Origin of the sequence: Klebsiella sp. CN_Kp113 (genome assembly GCF_040064585.1) — a bacterium.
Classification (GTDB): Bacteria; Pseudomonadota; Gammaproteobacteria; order Enterobacterales; family Enterobacteriaceae; genus Klebsiella; species Klebsiella michiganensis.
In genome coordinates, this window is record NZ_JBEAID010000023.1 from 41,845 (window position 1) to 59,467 (window position 17,623).

Consider the following 17,623-nt stretch of genomic DNA (forward strand, 5'->3'; position numbering starts at 1 on the left):
GCGGGCTCCTTAGTGCTTTTCCAGCCAAGCGCCGTAGAACGACGGGCGGCCTACCGCTTCAAAACTGACGCCTTTCACCCACGGCGCGCCGGCAAAGACCTGCGGCTCTTCAAATATCGGGATTACGTAGGCGTTGTCCAGCAGGTAGCGCTGGGCGTCGCCGGTGAGCTGGAGGCGTTTTTGCGGCTCGACTTCGGCTGAGATCGCGGTCAGCAGCGCGTTGAGCTTATCGTCGCGGAAGCGTTGGACCTTGTCGCTGGAGCCGCCTTTTTGCAGCAGCGCGTCGCGGTTAGCGGGGAAGAACATGCTTTTCACCACGTCAGGGTCGGCGCGGCCCACTTCTGACACGGTAAGCGGCGTTTTCAACGGGTCGAGGCTGTCCAGCGTACGGCTGCCGGCATCACCGGCTTTGACCGCCAGCGCAACGCCGACCTGGCGCCACTGCTGGGCGACAAGCTGGAGTACCTCTTTGTTTTGCGGCTGGGGCAGGGATTCATAGACGGTTAATGCCAGGCGCTGGCCATCTTTGACCCGTATACCGTCGGCGGCCGGTTTCCAGCCCGCCTCATCAAGCAGCTGTTTCGCTTTGGCCGGATCGAAAGCCAGCTTATCGCTGAGGTTAACGTATCCGGCCGCGGTGCTGGCGACGACGGAGGTCGCCTGCGGATAGTTGGCGGAGAACAGGGTTTCAACCACCTGTCTGGCGTCGGTGGCGTGCAGCAGCGCCTGACGAACGCGCAGGTCGGCAACCAGCGGATTATCCGGGCGGAAGCTCAGGCTGTCGTTAACGCCGCGCGTCGGGGCGGCATAGATTTTAAAGCCCCGATCGGTTGCCTGCTTTTCATCATAGGCCTGCACCTGGCGAATAAAATCGGCCTGGCCTGCCAGCAGCGCGCCAACGCGTACGCCATCTTCCGGGGTGACGATATAGGTTATGCCGTCGAGATTCGCTGGCCCCTGCTGGGCGAGGCTTTTCGGCCCCCATTGATAATCCTGACGTGCGACCAGAGCGAGTTCACGTCCCGGCTTTTCATCTTTAACCGTAAAAGGCCCGGAGCCAATAATATGGCGGGCGTCGCCCAGCTCTTCAAAATTTCGCGCCAGGGTGCTCAGGGAAACCAGCCCGGAGCCGATGGTCGCGGTGCCCTGCAGAAATCCCGGCGAGGGCTTTTTAAAGTAGAACTTAACCGTCAGCGGATCGATGACTTCGCTGCGATCGTAGTTATTAATCACCTCGGACACCGGCAGGCGGTGCGCTTTATTACCGAGGCCGTAGGTATCAAAGTTTTTGGCAACCGCATTGGCGTCAAGCGGGGTGCCATCAGAAAAGGTGACGCCAGGGCGAATCTTAAAGGTATATTCGGTTTTATCCGCGTTGGCGCTCCAGCTTTCGGCAATCCACGGTTCGACTTGTAAGGTTTTTGGATTTTGCCAGGTTAGCTTATCGGTTATTTGATTAAGAATACCGCCGTTAGGATAAAAGCCTCCGGCCGGGGGATAAAGATTGGTATGCGGCTGCTGCTCCAGATAAATTAACGTGCCGCCTTTAACCGGCGCGTCGGCGGCCCACGCGGAAAACGCGCCGCTCAAAAAAAATGCCGCCAGCGCGGGCAGGCGAAAACGGGTGTGCATGGTGAATTCCTTTGTTATCTCTTGTTTGGCCATCATCGGGCGCGCGTTTTAACAAAGGAAGTAAGGATTTGCGCTAAGCATTTGCATAAAAAGCATTTATACCCGGCTCGATTTTTAGGGGCTGGTATTTACATGCCTTTCAGCTGAAACTCATGCTGGATAATTTAATGACTGAGAGATAGTCAGCGTAATAAAGGGATAGCGACGATGCTGAAGTATTTACTGATGTTGGCGATGACGGTGCTGGCAGGCTGTACCAGCGCACCCAATTTGCCCTCTACTGATACCATTATTAAGGTTAAACCTATTGAGTCGGGCATCATTGCCAATTCAAACAAATACAGCTATCGATTCTTCCGTAAAGGGGTGCCGCAGGAGTACCAGCGTTATAATACTTTCTACGAACGCTTCAATAAGGTCGCATCCGGCGTACGGGTGAATTTTGTCGTGAAACAGCATGAGGTTGTTGCGGAATATCTGGTGGTGCTCGACAAGCGCAGGCTGGATGCCAGTCAGCTAAGTCTGTTAACCACCCAGTATCATGCGACCGCGCTGGACAACGACCATCTTGGCGTACTGTTTAAAGCGACCGGTTTCTGGTCAACCGTTGATCCCAATGAGCTGGATGACGCTTATCGCCTTGCCAGACCCGTCGTCGTGTCAATTAACGATAAAACGCAGACCATTAGCCCTCTGGGAGAGATCGCCCTGATTCCGCTGGTGCCGCTATTTCCGCTGGTGATGATGTACGGTTGCGCAACGGGGCCGTGCGTGTAAAGGGACAATTAAACCTCTCCCGTAGCGGGAGAGGTCCGAAGATTAGCGGCGGAAATCAATGACCATACGGCCGCGAATCTGTCCCTGTTCCATCTCCTTGAAGATGGCGTTGATATCGCCCAGCGGACGCAGGGTCACTTTCGGTACGACTTTCCCTTCCGCGGCAAACTGGAAGGCCTCGGTCAGGTCCTGACGGGTACCGACCAGCGAACCCACCACTTCAATACCGTCGAGGACCAGACGCGGAATGTCCAGGCTCATCGCTTCCGGAGGCAGGCCCACCGCCACCACGCGTCCGCCGGCGCGAACCGCATCCACCGCTGAGTTAAACGCCGCTTTGGCGACTGCGGTTACCACCGCGGCATGCGCGCCGCCGGTTTTCTCATGAATAATTTTGGCCGCGTCTTCGCTGCGGGAGTTGATGGTCAGGTCCGCGCCCATTTCCGCGGCCAGCTTCAGCTGTTCATCATTAACGTCAAGGGCGATGACTTTGGCGTTAAACACGTTTTTGGCATACTGCAGCGCCAGATTGCCGAGGCCGCCGAGGCCATAAATGGCAATCCACTGGCCGGGTTTGATATGTGAGACTTTGACCGCTTTATAGGTGGTGACGCCCGCGCAGGTGATGCTGCTGGCCGCCGCAGAATCGAGCCCGTCCGGCACTTTGACCGCATAATCGGCCATGACGATACACTCTTCCGCCATACCGCCATCCACGGTGTAGCCGGCATTTTTCACCGAGCGACACAGCGTTTCGTTGCCGCTGTTACAATATTCACAATGCCCGCAGCCTTCGAAGAACCACGCCACGCTGGCGCGATCGCCCGGCTTCAGAGAATGAACGCCGGGGCCGACCTGCTGCACAACGCCCACGCCTTCATGGCCCAGAATGACCCCGGTTTTATCGCCAAAGTCGCCGTTCTTAACGTGCAGGTCGGTATGACATACGCCGCAGCAATCCATTTTTAAAAGGGCTTCGCCATGTTGCAGGGGACGAAGCGTTTTTTCCGTAACATTGACCTGATGATCTTGCGTGACGACAGCAGCTTTCATTCTGTTCTCCTTATTGAACATAAGCGTATTAACACAATTTTGTTTTTTACGCATGCTAAGGTTTAGCTTAAATCTTCATTAAATCAAGGAAATAATAGATATTCCTTGCCGGGGTGAGCTTGGTGCGCCGATTTTTTAATCAGAATTATTAATGAAATTCGCGTCACATTACTGTCATCGTTACGTCATACACGCTTCATTTGCGGCCTCTATCGTTCTGTTTTTCAATTTCTTATAACGATAGAGCGACACGACAATGCATCTGGTAAAAACACTCCTTGCCTCAGGCCTTCTGCTTTCCGCTACCGTTCAGGCGCAGAACGTACTGGATTTCCCGCAGCCGAAAAACAACCCTGAAGAGTTTTATGCCGTGACCGAAATTCCCGCGGGCGGCATTATCAAATATGAAACCGACGCCAAAACCGGCTTTTTGATCGCCGATCGTTTCCAGTCAATGCCGGTGGTCTATCCGGCTAACTACGGTTCGCTGACGCAATCCCTGGCAGGGGATGGCGATCCGCTGGACGTGGTGTTTTATACCCGCGCGCCGATGGCGCCGGGAACGCTGATTAAGCTGCGCGCGATTGGCGTGCTCAAGATGATTGATGGCGGCGAGAAGGACGACAAAATCATTGCCGTTCCGGCAAGCAAAATCGACCCAACCTACGATGACATCAACACCATCGGCGATCTGCCGAAAATCGAGCAGGAGCGTTTGCAGGCTTTCTTCCGCGTTTACAAACAGCTGCCGGAAGGGCGTAAAAAAGTGGAGCTGAACGGCTTTAACGATGCCGCCGCCGCGAAGCAGGAAATTAAAGCGGCATGGGATGCCTGGAAAGAGAAAAATCCGCAATAAGCGGAAAAACAGGCATCGCCCGGTGCCTGTCGCTTTTTCTTCGCCCTATTATCCGCAGAGTGAGGTAATACGGGGGACTACGCCGGAACCGCCGAAATTTCCGTTACCCTGCGTCCTTTTCTTCAGCCCCAGCGTGGCGACGATGCGCTCGAAATTGCTTTTTTCACGGGTAATAAGTCCAGGTCAATCTCACTGCTGACGTTGTCTCATATCACTGGTACGATATAAATCTCTTTCACGGCCCTTATACGTACATATTTATGACAGAAATACGCATTGGCTATGCCCGATGTTCAACTGACCGCCAGGATCTGGCTCAGGCGGCAGTTCGCCAGGGAGACACGCTGGTCGTACCGAAACTGGACAGGCTGGCCCGTTCAGTTCCGGATGCAAGAGATATTGCTGATGCCCTTCAGGCCCGTGGCGTGAAGCTGGCGCTGGGCAACAGCCTCTACGACCCTGCAGATCCGATGGGTAAGATGTTCTTTAATGTGCTGGCGACGTTTGCCGAGTTTGAAGGCGACCTGATACGTCTTCGCACGCGCGAAGAGATGGCCATCGCCCGGGCTAAAGGAAAACTGCGGGGGAAGCAGCCGAAGCTGTCAGATAAACAGCAGAAAGAGCTTTGCATGATGCGCGGAAGCGGCGAGTACTTGGCTGAATTATTCTCCGTCTCCCGCCCCACGGTCTATCGGACGCTTTCTCGTGGGAAATAATGGTTAACCGGATTTAATGAAATAAGCAAGGAGCGGCTATGTACTACAGAAATGAAGTTATAAGTTATTTGCAGGCTAATAAAATTCTTGCGTTAAAACTCGACCACGCATTAAAGGATGTAGGAAAAGACGTATCAAATCAGATTGAAAGGATCGGTGCAGGCGCAACGCGTGTGCTGTATTATACATCCTGCTTTACTGATGAATATCAGGACGTATGCCAGAAACAAAAGTCCGAAGATATCCGATTTACTAAAGGCGTTTATCATATTATAAGACATGGAGATGTTGTGTATGAAATGCTTAGGATTTACTTTGAAGAAGTATTCCGATACAAAACGTCCGATCAACTAGAGCACATCAAACAACTGTTAATGGCAGTAAATATTCATATTGCCGCAAGTTCACTCACAAATACAGGATTTGCTTTAGCAACAGCATCATTTGTCGCTGCAGGCATGAATTTAAGCCTTGAACTCAGTGCACTGGCAGGGAGAAGAGCGGGAGGTGTTGTTGGGGTTATTGGTTTATATGGCGTTGTGCAGAAAGCGGCAGATAGTGCGCGTCGTCTTCATATTACTTGTCCAGCGTACTACTCGGCGCTATATGCACAAGAGCTGGAAATGATGTACTTCCTGATAGAGCCATTGTTTGAACGAGCTGAGGCGTTTAATGCACAATGGGTATCGGATGGTGAGATTGCAGACATCATCACCAGGATGATTCGATAATCATGATGAGTCTTATTAAAAGGTTTTTCAGACGGATATTCAGGTCATTGATATCGATGTACGGTCCTGCCTTATTGACACTTTTATTTGCAATTGTCCTTTTTCAAATTTTCCCTGATGGACCAATATGGCCTGTCCCCATATTCTGCATTTTTGTGATCGTTGTTTTTTATCGATACGTGAAATGGTAATCATCAAAACATCAAAATTTAGCATTGTTTGAAATTTATTTATAAGGAAATGCTATGTCTACACCCGCACATTTATGGCTCGAAGATGAAAATGGTTCGCCGATTGTTGGCAGTTGCCTAATGCCACTTCGCCTGGGTTCAATCGAATTAAAATCATTCTCTCACGGTGTCACTATTCCGGTTGACCCGAGCTGGGGAAAACTTACAGGTACACGCGTTCACCGCCCTATAACGATAGTGAAAGAATTTGATCAGACAACACCACTTCTGTACCGCGCGGTCTGTGAAGGCCGGACCATGAAAAAGGCTACAATTAAGATGTACCGCATTCTGGAATCGGGCATCGAGGCCGAGTATTTCAATATCATTCTTGAAAACGTCAAATTCACAACGGTCGCACCATTCCTGTCTCCTAACGGTATGAGTAGTACTCACCTTGAAACGCTTGAATTGCGTTATGAAGCAATTACATGGAAGTATACGGAGGGTAATATTGTCTATCGTGATTCATGGAACGATCGTTGTTGTGCCTGATGACAAGGGGTACCAAGGGAGGCCATTGCCTCCCTTGGCTCTGACGAGGAGATAAAATGATCGACTTAACCGCCAGGATTGATATCGTTACCGGCTATCGTCCGGGAATGATTGGCCGCATTACGCAGATGCACGGCGAGTACTATGCGAAGCATTATGAATTTGGTCACTTTTTCGAGAGCAAAGTGGCCAGCGGGCTGGCGGAGTTTTCCGGTCGTCTTGAGAAACCGTGCAACCGGGTTTGGCTTGCCGTTCAGGGTGGGCAGATTGTCGGATCGGTGGCGATTGACGGCGAGGATCTTGGTAATAATGAAGCGCATCTGCGCTGGTTTATCCTCGACGATAGCTGCCGGGGAAGCGGTGTTGGCCGACGTCTGCTGAATGAAGCGATGGCCTTTTGCGATAGCCAGAACTTCGCCGCGGTGCGGCTGTGGACCTTCAGCGGGCTGAACGCCGCCCGCAGGCTGTATGAATCCTTCGGCTTTACGCTGGATAAAGCGTGGCAGGGGGACCAGTGGGGGCGGATGATGACCGAGCAGCAGTTTAGTCGGGTCAAACCCAGTTCGCCTGCCGGCGCGGAATAATCTCCCGGCGCGGATCGCCGCGCCGGGAGAGCGCCTGTTAGCCTAATAACGTCGCAATCGTTGTTATCTCCTTACGCCACTGCGCCTGCAGCTGCGGTTTTTGATGTTTTGGCTTGCGCGCCAGATCGTCGGCCAGCAGCTGCTCAAGCGTGACTAACCGCTCCAGCAGCGCATCCTGGTCCTCCTCCGGTTCGCTACTGTTCACCATCACGGCCTGCGTCGCCGGACGACGAACGGCGGTGCGCAAAATCTCATACACCTCTTCGCTGCTGTGCCATTCGCTCAGCCCGCGCTCGTCGATAAGCCAGAAGCGATTGCAGCTGCGGTTAATGAGCTCGCGATCGTGGCTCACCAGCAGCAGGCCGCCGGGATAGTCGCTCAGCGTAGCCGCCAGCGCCGTTTTGCCATCTATATCTAAATGGTTGGTAGGCTCATCCAGCAGCAGCAGGCTATAGCGCGCCAGAGAGAGGCCGACGAACAGCAGGCGCGAACGCTCGCCGCCGCTTAAGGTGGCGACCTTTTGCCCGTGACGCGGCCAGCTGAATCCGGCGGAAATCAGCGCCCGCCTGCGCGCATCCGGGCCTGGTTCAAAGGGCTCCAGCGCGTCGAGAAGGGTATCGTCATCCGCCAGCTGATGCAGGGTCTGGTCGTAATAACCCGGCTTCAGCCGCGGATGCAGGCGCAAACCGCTCTCCGCCGTTTCCTGCTGCATTTGCCGCCACAGCAGACGCAGCAGCGAAGACTTGCCGCCGCCGTTACGGCCCATCACCGCCACCCGATCGCCGCTTTTCAGGCGAGCCAGGCCCGCGGTAAACAGGGCCGGCAGACCGGGCGCGGGGGGAACGGGGAGCTGTTCCATCTCCAGCAGTCGGTCAGCCCGCAGCATGTCGCCGTGGAGCGCCAGCCGCCAGGGGGGGCCCATGGTCAGCTCGGTTTGGCTCTCCTTCAGGCGTTGAACCTGCTTCTCCATCTGCTTGGCTTTGCGGGAGAGATCTTCGTTGTCATAGGTCCGACCCCAGATAGCCAGCCGTTTGGCGCTGGCGGCGACCCGGTCGATCTCCTTTTGCTCGGCTTTATGGCGCTGCGCATCGCTGGCGTCCTGCTCTTCCAGCGCCCGGCGGGCGGCGCTGCAGGGCAGGGAGAAGGCGTGCAGCGTTCTGTCGCGCAGGATCCAACTGGAATTAGTTACAGCATCCAATAAGATATTATCATGCGACACCAGAACGAAGCTCCCCTGCCAGGTTTGCAGGAAGCTTTCCAGCCACAGGAGGGTCGGCAGGTCGAGGTGGTTTCCCGGCTCATCCAGCAGCAGGAGATCCGGCTGCTGAATCAGCGCCCTGGCAAGCAGTAGCCGGGTATGCTGACCGCCGCTCAGGGTTGACGCCCGCTGCGCGGCCTCATCTGGCGTAAAGCCCATCTCTGCCAATAGCCTCTCCGCTTGCCAGCGCTGACTCTCACGCTCAGGGGCGGGAAGTTTCGCCAGTACCACCTGCAGCAGGGGCTGCGCTAACAGCGCATCGGGTAGATGCTGTTCCACACGCGCCATCAGACAGTGACTGGCCAGCGCCACGCTGCCCGAACTGGGCACGATGGTGCCGTCCAGCACCTGTAGCAGGGTACTTTTTCCGCAGCCGTTATAGCCAATCAGGCCAATACGGTCGCCTTTTTTCAGGGTAAAGGAGAGGTTTGTGAACAGCGGGCCAAACGCCGTATCAACATGAAGAGATTGTGCAGTTAGTAATGTGCTCATTGTGAACTTACTCAAGAGTTACAGGCATGTGAATGCCTCGTCAAACATCGCTGACGATAACCCGGTAAGCCCGAGGGAAGGGAGTTAGTCTATGGTTTCTTCGCTCAAGCTGAAGTTATCGCAGCACGATACCGATAACGCTTGAGCAGGTGCGATCGCCAAATGCACGTGAAAAAAACATTTCACAGTACGACATGGGATCCTCCTTTTTTATTCAGTGAGTTGATGGGTGCTGGCAGTGTAGAGGGAGAAAGCGGTTTTGACCAGATGAGAATAAAAAAAGGCCTGCAAAGCAGGCCCCCTGTATGACTCATCTACCGGTTAAATCGACGTGCGCCGGTAGTTCCGGTACTCCGGCTGCCAGAAGTTATCGGCGATCGCCTGCAGCAACGCTTCGGCGGAGGTTTTCACCGCCACGCCCTGTTCCTGGGCGATTTTACCCACCGCAAACGCGATAGCGCGCGAAACGCTCTGAATATCCTTCAGCTCCGGCAGAACCGGGCCTTCACCGTTATTCACCAGCGGCGAATGTTTCGCCAGGGTTTCGCTGGCGGCCATCAGCATCTCATCGGTCACGCGCGATGCGCCCGAAGCGATAACGCCGAGGCCAATTCCCGGGAAAATATAGGAGTTATTGCACTGGGCGATAACGTACTGTTTGCCTTTGAGGGTGACCGGGGCAAACGGGCTGCCGGTGGCGACCAGCGCCGCGCCGTCGGTCCAGCTGAGGATATTCTGCGGCGTGGCTTCCACCCGGGAGGTCGGGTTGGAGAGCGGCATCACGATTGGCCGCGGGCAGTGCTTGTGCATCTCGCGGATAATCTCTTCGGTGAATAGCCCCGGCTGCCCGGAAACGCCGATCAGGATATCCGGTTTGACGTTGCGCACCACGTCGAGCAGCGACAGCACATCATTCATGGTGTCCCACGTTTGCAGATGCTCACGCTTTTGCACCAGTTTGCTCTGGAACGGCAGCAGGTTCGGCATGGCGTCGGTCAGCAGACCGAAACGGTCAACCATAAAGACGCGTTTACGGGCTTCCTCTTCGCTTAACCCTTCGCGCTGGATTTGCGCGACGATCTGCTCTGCGATACCGCAGCCCGCGGAGCCGGCGCCGAGGAAGACAATTTTCTGCTCGCTCAGCTGGCTGCCCGCGCCGCGGCTGGCGGCGATCAGCGTACCGACGGTGACCGAAGCGGTGCCCTGGATATCATCGTTAAAGGAGCACACTTCGTGGCGATAGCGGTTGAGCAGGGGCATGGCGTTTTTCTGCGCGAAGTCTTCGAACTGCAGCAGTACGTCCGGCCAGCGGGCTTTAATCGCCTGGATAACGTCGTCGACAAACTGATAGTACTCGTCGTCGGTGATGCGCGGGTGGCGCCAGCCCATATACAGCGGATCGTCCAGCAGCTGCTGGTTGTTGGTACCGACGTCCAGCACCACCGGCAGCGTGTAGGCCGGGCTGATACCGCCGCAGGTGGTATACAGCGACAGTTTGCCGATAGGAATGCCCATCCCGCCGATACCCTGGTCACCGAGGCCGAGAATACGTTCGCCGTCGGTCATCACGATAACCTTAACGTTGTGGTTCGGTACGTTTTGCAGAATATCGTCGAGGTTATTGCGGTTCTGATAAGAGATAAACACGCCGCGGGCGCGACGATAGATCTCAGAGAAGCGTTCACAGGCGGCGCCGACGGTCGGGGTGTAGATAACCGGCATCATTTCGTCGAGGTGGTTGCCGACCAGGCGGTAGAACAGCGTTTCGTTGGTATCCTGGATATTGCGCAGGTAGATGTGCTTGTCGATCTCGGTTTTAAATCCCTGGTACTGGATCCACGCGCGTTCGGCCTGTTCTTCGATGGTTTCGACCACTTCCGGCAGCAGGCCCAGCAGGTTGAAGCTGCTGCGCTCTTCCATGCTGAAGGCGCTGCCTTTGTTGAGCAGCGGAAATTCAAGCAGCACGGGGCCGGCGTAAGGGATGTATAGAGAGCGGTTTTTCTTATGAGTGAATTGCATCGCACTAACTCCTTGATAATCGCTTCAGCCCGGGCGCGGCGACAGGCGGGGGGCTGGCAGGGAATGGCAGCGGGCAGAGTATAAAGCAGAAGACATCAAAGGAGGGTAAACATGAGGCCGATAGTCTTAAAAAAACACCATCCCGGGGAGAGGACGGTGTTTTTATCATCATTCAGCTGAAAAGTTAGCCACCGCGGCGCTTGCGGCCGGTGGCGCGAACATGGTTAACCGTGGTTTCCGCATCGCCTTCCAGCAGCACTTTTTTCTGCTGAGAAAGCTTGTAGTTCAGACCAAGAAGATGACGTGCCTGTTGGTTCGATTTCATTCTTACTCCTTTATCCTGTGTCGGTTTCAAGGACAAGCCCGACGGGTGTCGGACGAAATTTAACCCTTAAGTACGCCGCGCATTTTTAGCGCGGCGATAATCATCGTGGCCCATTTTGCCGGGTTTAGCAACGTTGAGTCGGCAGATTAAGAACAGTCTTTTTAGCGGACCCCGGTTCGTCGGCCGGGCAGGAGGTCACCCGCCATCCGGCAGAAAGGCCCGCACGTTAGCCAGTCTTACCACTTCATTTCGCCGGTATTCACTTTGGCGCTCAGTTCCAGCGAACTCTCTTCCGCGAGTCCCGGCCAGCGCTGTTTCATCGCCTTGATAACGCCGGCGGAGTCTTTGTGCGCGTTGAGCGCCTGCTCGAACTGGGTTAGATAATCGCGGGTAAAGGTAATCGCGCGGTCGCCTGCGGGCGGAGTCCCCAGGTAATGGCCGGGGATCACCTGCTGCGGATGCAACGCGGCCATCTCGTCGAGCGTACTTATCCACTGCTGGCGGCTTTCGACGCTCTGGGTATCCGCCGTCCAGACGTGCATGCCCCACGCCACGCCGGTCCCGCCAAGAATGGTTTTATTCGCCGGGATCCAGACATAGGCGGCATAATTTTGCGGCTGGCGGATCTCAACCTTTTCGCCGTCGATGGTGAAGGTGTTTGCCGTCAGCGCTTGCGGGACGTAAACCTGCTTCGGCGCGCCGTCCTTCATCTGCGGGCCCCAGCAGGCCAGTTTGGCCGCTTTGGTTGCGTTAATGTGTTTAACCACTTCCGCGGTCGCCACCACGTTGACATCCGGGAAAGCCTTTACCAGCGGCTCGAGGCCGAAATAGAAGTCCGGATCGCCGGAGGTAATCACGATGCGGGTCAGTTTTTTACCGCTTTTCTTAATCATTTCAACCAGCTTCTCGCCATCTTTGACGCTGAATTGAGCGTCAAACAGCACCGCTTCATGCGGGCCGGAGGCGAGGGTGGAGTTAACCGCGAAGATGCCGTTCTCCTGCGGGTTGTAGGTTTGCAGCGTTAGGGGCGCGGCCAGAACTGACGTGCTGAACAGCGTGGTCGCGATAGCAAGGGCAGATAATTTCATATTCGTTTTCTCTTGGTCAGGTGAATAGGCGCTATTGTACGGATTTCATGATTTGCGAAAATTCCTGAAAAAAGAGATGCTGAGTTTCATAAAACGTGCAGATGGAAATCAGTTATGGATCGGGTTATTGCCGCGCAGGTGTATATGCGCATTTGTGAACTGGGGAGCTTAAGCGCCGCCGCCCGCGCGCTGGGGATGTCGCGTCCGATGGTCAGCCGCTATCTGGAACAGATGGAGCAGTGGGCGGGAACCCGGCTGGTCCATCGCTCAACCCGCAAACTGACGCTCACGGCTGCGGGGGAAAAGGTGCTGCAAAAAACGCGCACCCTGACGCAGCTGTCGGATGAGATCGCCGGGCAAAGCGAGCGTGCGATCCCCAGCGGGACGCTGCGCGTCGCCTGCGCTCACTTTACGGCGATGCAGCTGATTTCGCCGCTGCTACCCGATTTTCTCGCCCGTTATCCGCAGCTGCGCCTTGAGCTGGATATCAATAATCACCCGGTCAGCCTGATCGGCGAACGGATCGACGTGGCGATTCGCATCACCGACAATCCGGAGCCCGGGGCTATCGCCCGCCGCCTTGGCGTGTGTCGTTCGGTGCTGTGCGCGTCGCCGCGCTGGCTTCAGCAGAACGGTCCGCTGCAAACGCCGGAAGATCTCACTCGTCACAACTGCCTGCATTACAGCCATTTTGCCAGCCAGACCTGGCAGTTTAGCGACGCCAGCGGCGAAAACGTGGCGGTGGCGGTTTCCGGCAACCTTAGCGCCGGGATCTCCTCGCTGCTGATGGAGGCGGCGGTCGCCGGCTGCGGCATCGCGATGCTGCCGGAGCTGGAGGCGCAGCGGGCGCTCAACAGCGGGGCGCTGAAACAGGTTTTACCGGCCTGGCGGCCAAAAGCGCTAAGCGTATATGGTATTTACCTTTCACGGGACTATCAGCCAAGCGCGCTGCCGCTGTTTCTCGGTGAGATTCAGCAGAAACTGGCGCAAACTCACGATATAAAAGGAACCCTTTAATGATAGTGCTTCGCCCAATGCGCGCTACGGAGTACCCGGCGTATCTCGACTACTTTATCCCCGACTACGCGGCGGAAATCTCCGCCAATTACGCGCTCTCGCCGGCGGCCGCGTTAGCCCAGGCACAGCGCGAAATCGCCGCGGATCTGCCCGACGGCGTCAATACTCGCGGCCAGGTTTTATGCTGCTTATTCGATGACAGTGACGGCGCGGAAAAGCGGGTCGGCTATCTCTGGTACAAGCCTGACGAAGAAATGCGCTCCGCCTTTATCTGCGATTTTTATATTTATCCGGCGTTTCAGGGACAGGGCCTGGGTAAACAAGCGATGGCGGCTTTTGAGCATGCGCTGAAAAGCCAGGGGATCGGCCAAATTAAACTGCGCGTCGCCGGGGATAATCAGCGCGCGCGCCATCTCTACGACGCCGCGGGTTTCCGCGTTACCGGCGTTAATATGAGTAAAAATATCCCGACGGATTGATCTGAAAAACGCCGCGCGCCGCCCAAATGCCTTAGGGGGTTCTATACTTAACCCTTTCATATCAAAAAAGGAGCGATATTATGGCAATCCATAAGAAAGGTCAGGCGCATTGGGAAGGGGATCTGAAAAGCGGAAAAGGAACCGTCTCGACCGAGAGCGGCGCGCTGAACCAGCAGCCTTATGGTTTTAACACCCGTTTCGAAGGCGTCAAGGGCACCAACCCGGAAGAGCTTATCGGGGCCGCCCATGCCGCCTGTTTCTCCATGGCGCTCTCGCTGATGCTGAGCGAAGAGGGCTACACCGCCACCTCCATTGATACCGTGGCGGTGGTGACGCTGGATAAATCCGGCGGCGGCTTTGCCATCACCCAAATCGCGCTGCAGAGTAAAATTGTGCTGCCAGGCATCGAGGCCGATGCGTTTGACGGCATCATTCAAAAAGCCAAAGCCGGTTGCCCGGTGTCGCAGGTGCTGAACGCGGAGATAAGCCTCGACTACCAGCTCAATCCATAAGCTCGCTGGCGCCCGCTATCGGCGGGCGCTCCCGCCCTAAAAGCCATCGTTGGCAAATGCCCCCGGCGTTAATAAATGCTATCTTTCTCGCTCACGGATCAGAGCAGGTGGGTAATGACCAGCATACGCGGAATGATTGAAGCTCAGGTTCTGGGCTTAACCGGCATGGCGCTAAAAGAGATCGATTTTGAACACCCCAAAGGCGAACCGGGGCTATTTGGTCCGCAGTCGGCCATCTGGCAGGTTCATGGCGATTTTACCTCCATGCTCTGCGGCGGCGTCAGCGCGCTGCTGTTACAGATGCTGCATCCTCTGGCGCTGGCGGGCGTCTGGGATCACTCAAACTTCCGCGAAGATATCTTTGGCCGCCTGCGCCGTACCAGCCAGTTTATTTCCGCCACCACCTTTGGTACCACCGCCGACGCCGAACGGCTGATCGCAAAAGTGCAGGGGATCCACCTGCGGGTGAGCGGCAAGGATAAAGACGGCACGCCCTATCAGGCCAGCGACCCGGCGCTGCTCACCTGGGTTCATGTCGCCGAATGCAGCAGCTTTATGGCCTCGCACCTGCGCTACAAGCGGACCGTGGTCAGCGCCGCCCGCCAGGAGCAGTATTATCAGGAGGCCGCCGAAATTGCCCGCCGCCTTGGCGCTCGGGATATCCCGGTAACGCCGCGGCAGGTTGCCGACTACCTGCAGGATATGCGCCCAACGCTGCGCTGCGATGAGCGAACGCAGGAGGTTGCCGACGTCCTGCTATCGACCCGCCTGCCGGGGCGCCTGAGTCAGCCCGTCGGGCGAATGATGATGCGCGCCGGGATTGACCTGCTGCCGCCGTGGGCGCAGGCGATGCTCAATTTGCCGATGAGCGCGCTGCAGCGGCACAGCGCACGCATTGCGGTACACGGCGTCGCCCGCGTACTGCGCGCGTCGGTGCGTAACGGCGCGTATCATTGCGCAATGCGCCGGATGAATCAGTTTTAATTATTCAGGCTGCGTTTTTACGCCAAAAATATAGCCATGGCTATTATTGTCATGGCTATATTTTTTAAAAACAAACTATTCTCATTTATATATTTGACAGCAATAAAAATAAGTAAATATTCTCTTAACGGTGGCGGATTATTCAGGAAAAATTAAGCCAAATCGCGTACGTTATTTCTTTTTTTGCGGGGAAGTCATCATGGCGAAAATGACTGACGATGGTCAGCGCGCCCAGGTTGCGCGTAAAACGACGCTGGTCAGCGTGGTGGTCAATCTTTTTTTATCCAGCGCCCAGGTTCTGGCGGGCGTTTTTTCCGGTTCGCAGGGATTAATTGCCGATGGTATTCATTCTCTTTCCGATTTAGTCGCTGATTTCGTCGTGCTGTTGGCCAATAAAAAAAGCGGCAAACCCTCGGATAGCGATCATCACTACGGACACCGGCGCTATGAAAACGGCGCTTCACTGGTGATTGGCGCGCTGCTGTTACTGGTTGGCGCGGGTATGCTGTGGTCCGCCTGCGGCAAACTGCTGCATCCGGCGTCTATCCCGAGCGTGCATATTACCGCTCTGTGGGTGGCGCTCGCCGCGCTGACCGCCAAAGAGATGTTATTCCGCTATATGCTCAGGGCGGCTAAACAAATTCAGTCGTCCATGCTGATTGCCAACGCCTGGCACGCCCGCTCGGATGCCGCGTCGTCGGTGGTGGTCGCGGTCGGCATCATCGGTAACCTGGCCGGCTTCGCCTGGCTCGATCCGGTGGCCGCGCTGGCCGTCGGCGCGCTGGTCACCCGCATGGGCTATACCTTTTCGTATGACGCCCTCCATGACTTGATGGATCGGTCAGTGGATAGCGACAGCGAGCAGCAGATAATCACCACTATTCTGGCAACGCCCGGCGTCGTGGCGCTGCATGACCTGAAAACCCGACGCGCCGGCGATGGGATCCTGGTCGATGTACATATCGAGGTGCCGGGAGATTTATCGGTGGCGGAAGGGCACGATATTGCGCTGTTGGCCCGCGCGCGGGTGCTAAACAGCCAAAACGTGCTGCATATGATGATTCATATTGACCCTTGCCGCGCGGATAGCGACGCGATTATCGCTTAGGTTATTCCCCTGAACGCTTGAGGGCTTTGTCAGCCTGCGGATAATATTGCCTGTGAAATAAAAAAGGACCATAATCCAGCGGCTATTCTTTCATCGCTGATAAATAGCCGGCTGACGCCGTGTCGTGTTTTTAAACAATATAAAAAGGCAATCGCATAATAGAAAGTATCTATTATTCGTTCGAAACTTCAGGAAGTAAAACAATGATTATCCGGCCAGAACAACACTGGTTCCTTCGCTTGTTTGACTGGCACGGCTCCGTGCTGTCAAAAATCGTCTTTCGCCTGCTGCTTAACCTGATGATGTCGATTATCGCGATCATCAGCTATCAATGGTACGAGCAGCTGGGTATCCATCTTACCGTCGCGCCGTTTAGCCTGCTGGGGATCGCCATTGCCATTTTTCTTGGCTTTCGCAATAGCGCCGGATACAACCGCTTTGTTGAAGCGCGCAATTTGTGGGGAACGGTGCTGATTGCCCAGAGAACGCTGGTGCGCCAGCTGAAGAATATCCTGCCGGCCGAAAGCGCAGCCCATCAACGCCTGGTGAGCTACCTGGTGGCGTTTAGCTGGAGCCTGAAGCATCAGCTGCGCAAGACGGATCCGAGCGCCGATTTAGCGCGTCTGCTGCCGGCGCAAAGCGTGGCGGAAATCCTCGCCAGCTCGATGCCAACCAACCGCATTCTGCTGCTGGCAGGCGATGAGCTTGGGTGCCTGCGCGCAGAAGGGAAGATCGGCGATGTCACCTTCAGCCTGATGGACAATAAGCTTGATGAGCTGGGGCACGCCCTGGGCGGCTGTGAGCGCCTCGCCAGCACCCCGGTGCCCTTTGCCTACACGCTCATTTTGCAGCGCACCGTGTATCTGTTCTGTACGCTGCTGCCGTTTGCGCTGGTCGGCGATCTTCACTATATGACGCCGTTCGTGTCGGTGTTTATCTCCTACACCTTTCTGTCGTGGGATTCGCTGGCGGAAGAGCTGGAGGACCCGTTCGGTACCGCAGCCAACGATTTGCCGCTGAACGCGATGTGTAACACCATTGAGCGCAACCTGCTGGATATGACCGGCCAGCATCCCTTACCGGAGAAACTGGCGCCGGACCGCCACTACAATCTGACCTGATTTTTGTATGTTTATTATTCGTTAAATAAGTTAAATCTAACGCGTGATAGATAACATTGATTATACAGCCACCGCCCTGATTGTTATGCTTTCGTTAACAAAAAACACCCGTTACCCTGGCTGGTAACGGGTGATAAGAGATCGTG

18 protein-coding genes and 1 pseudogene are annotated in these 17,623 nt (G+C 55.5%); 13 read left to right on the forward strand and 6 right to left on the reverse strand.

Features of this window, described 5'->3' with window-relative positions:
* Positions 1 to 9: 9 nt before the first annotated feature.
* Positions 10 to 1,632, reverse strand: coding sequence for a TIGR04028 family ABC transporter substrate-binding protein (locus tag ABLV30_RS15365; protein ID WP_025108260.1), 1,623 nt, complete (start codon positions 1,630 to 1,632; stop codon positions 10 to 12).
* A 207-nt stretch (positions 1,633 to 1,839) separates the two neighbouring features.
* Between ABLV30_RS15365 and ABLV30_RS15370 the strand changes: the two genes are divergently transcribed.
* A complete protein-coding gene (locus ABLV30_RS15370) occupies positions 1,840 to 2,409 on the forward strand; it encodes a hypothetical protein (protein WP_025108261.1) in 570 nt (189 codons plus the stop codon).
* A gap of 42 nt (positions 2,410 to 2,451) precedes the next feature.
* On the opposite strand, the gene adhP is transcribed toward ABLV30_RS15370, so the two are convergent.
* Positions 2,452 to 3,462: an alcohol dehydrogenase AdhP gene (gene adhP / locus ABLV30_RS15375; RefSeq protein WP_004120604.1), complete on the reverse strand. Its 1,011-nt coding sequence runs from the start codon at positions 3,460 to 3,462 to the stop codon at positions 2,452 to 2,454.
* Positions 3,463 to 3,718: 256 nt separating this feature from the next.
* Here adhP and ABLV30_RS15380 point away from each other — a divergent pair, with 256 nt between their 5' ends.
* The 6 genes and pseudogenes from ABLV30_RS15380 to ABLV30_RS15405 all read left to right on the forward strand — a co-directional run.
* Positions 3,719 to 4,318 (forward strand): inorganic diphosphatase, encoded by a 600-nt coding sequence (locus ABLV30_RS15380; protein WP_025108262.1) that lies wholly within the window; start codon positions 3,719 to 3,721, stop codon positions 4,316 to 4,318.
* A gap of 260 nt (positions 4,319 to 4,578) precedes the next feature.
* A complete protein-coding gene (locus ABLV30_RS15385; protein ID WP_048263035.1) occupies positions 4,579 to 5,034 on the forward strand; it encodes a recombinase family protein in 456 nt (151 codons plus the stop codon).
* A 38-nt stretch (positions 5,035 to 5,072) separates the two neighbouring features.
* On the forward strand, positions 5,073 to 5,765 hold the full coding sequence (locus tag ABLV30_RS15390; RefSeq protein ID WP_048263036.1) for a hypothetical protein: 693 nt from the start codon (positions 5,073 to 5,075) through the stop codon (positions 5,763 to 5,765).
* 2 nt (positions 5,766 to 5,767) lie between these two features.
* Positions 5,768 to 5,956 (forward strand): hypothetical protein, encoded by a 189-nt coding sequence (locus ABLV30_RS15395; protein WP_042927132.1) that lies wholly within the window; start codon positions 5,768 to 5,770, stop codon positions 5,954 to 5,956.
* 54 nt (positions 5,957 to 6,010) lie between these two features.
* Positions 6,011 to 6,490 carry a type VI secretion system tube protein TssD gene (gene tssD, locus ABLV30_RS15400; protein WP_042934095.1) on the forward strand — a complete coding sequence of 160 codons (480 nt, stop codon included), beginning with the start codon at positions 6,011 to 6,013 and terminating at the stop codon, positions 6,488 to 6,490.
* Positions 6,491 to 6,567: 77 nt separating this feature from the next.
* A pseudogene (locus ABLV30_RS15405) lies at positions 6,568 to 7,074 on the forward strand (GNAT family N-acetyltransferase); the annotation flags it as partial.
* 37 nt (positions 7,075 to 7,111) lie between these two features.
* On the opposite strand, the gene ABLV30_RS15410 reads toward ABLV30_RS15405, so the two are convergent.
* From ABLV30_RS15410 to ABLV30_RS15425, 4 genes are all read right to left on the reverse strand, one after another.
* Positions 7,112 to 8,824: an ABC-F family ATP-binding cassette domain-containing protein gene (locus tag ABLV30_RS15410; protein ID WP_265799846.1), complete on the reverse strand. Its 1,713-nt coding sequence runs from the start codon at positions 8,822 to 8,824 to the stop codon at positions 7,112 to 7,114.
* Positions 8,825 to 9,145: 321 nt separating this feature from the next.
* Positions 9,146 to 10,843 (reverse strand): NAD-dependent malic enzyme, encoded by a 1,698-nt coding sequence (locus tag ABLV30_RS15415; RefSeq protein WP_116280078.1) that lies wholly within the window; start codon positions 10,841 to 10,843, stop codon positions 9,146 to 9,148.
* A 184-nt stretch (positions 10,844 to 11,027) separates the two neighbouring features.
* Positions 11,028 to 11,168 carry a stationary-phase-induced ribosome-associated protein gene (gene sra / locus ABLV30_RS15420; protein WP_004101955.1) on the reverse strand — a complete coding sequence of 47 codons (141 nt, stop codon included), beginning with the start codon at positions 11,166 to 11,168 and terminating at the stop codon, positions 11,028 to 11,030.
* A gap of 236 nt (positions 11,169 to 11,404) precedes the next feature.
* Positions 11,405 to 12,256, reverse strand: coding sequence for a Vmh family MBL fold metallo-hydrolase (locus ABLV30_RS15425; RefSeq protein WP_265799849.1), 852 nt, complete (start codon positions 12,254 to 12,256; stop codon positions 11,405 to 11,407).
* 114 nt (positions 12,257 to 12,370) lie between these two features.
* On the opposite strand from ABLV30_RS15425, the gene ABLV30_RS15430 reads away from it, so the two are divergent.
* The 6 genes from ABLV30_RS15430 (at position 12,371) to ABLV30_RS15455 (ending at position 17,477) form a co-directional block, all read left to right on the forward strand.
* Positions 12,371 to 13,273, forward strand: a complete 903-nt coding sequence (locus ABLV30_RS15430) for a LysR family transcriptional regulator (RefSeq protein ID WP_025108266.1) — start codon at positions 12,371 to 12,373, stop codon at positions 13,271 to 13,273.
* The gene (locus ABLV30_RS15435; protein WP_032695032.1) at positions 13,273 to 13,752 is read left to right on the forward strand and encodes a GNAT family N-acetyltransferase; all 480 of its coding nucleotides are present in this window, start codon (positions 13,273 to 13,275) and stop codon (positions 13,750 to 13,752) included. The genes ABLV30_RS15430 and ABLV30_RS15435 overlap by 1 nt, the downstream gene beginning before the upstream one ends.
* 80 nt (positions 13,753 to 13,832) lie before the next feature.
* Positions 13,833 to 14,264 carry an OsmC family protein gene (locus tag ABLV30_RS15440; protein ID WP_004138064.1) on the forward strand — a complete coding sequence of 144 codons (432 nt, stop codon included), beginning with the start codon at positions 13,833 to 13,835 and terminating at the stop codon, positions 14,262 to 14,264.
* 114 nt (positions 14,265 to 14,378) lie between these two features.
* Positions 14,379 to 15,248 (forward strand): oxygenase MpaB family protein, encoded by an 870-nt coding sequence (locus ABLV30_RS15445; protein ID WP_025108268.1) that lies wholly within the window; start codon positions 14,379 to 14,381, stop codon positions 15,246 to 15,248.
* 199 nt (positions 15,249 to 15,447) lie between these two features.
* Complete coding sequence (locus ABLV30_RS15450) at positions 15,448 to 16,356, forward strand: cation diffusion facilitator family transporter (RefSeq protein WP_038424484.1); 909 nt, start codon at positions 15,448 to 15,450, stop codon at positions 16,354 to 16,356.
* 203 nt (positions 16,357 to 16,559) lie between these two features.
* Positions 16,560 to 17,477: a bestrophin family ion channel gene (locus ABLV30_RS15455; protein ID WP_265799853.1), complete on the forward strand. Its 918-nt coding sequence runs from the start codon at positions 16,560 to 16,562 to the stop codon at positions 17,475 to 17,477.
* Positions 17,478 to 17,623: the final 146 nt, after the last annotated feature.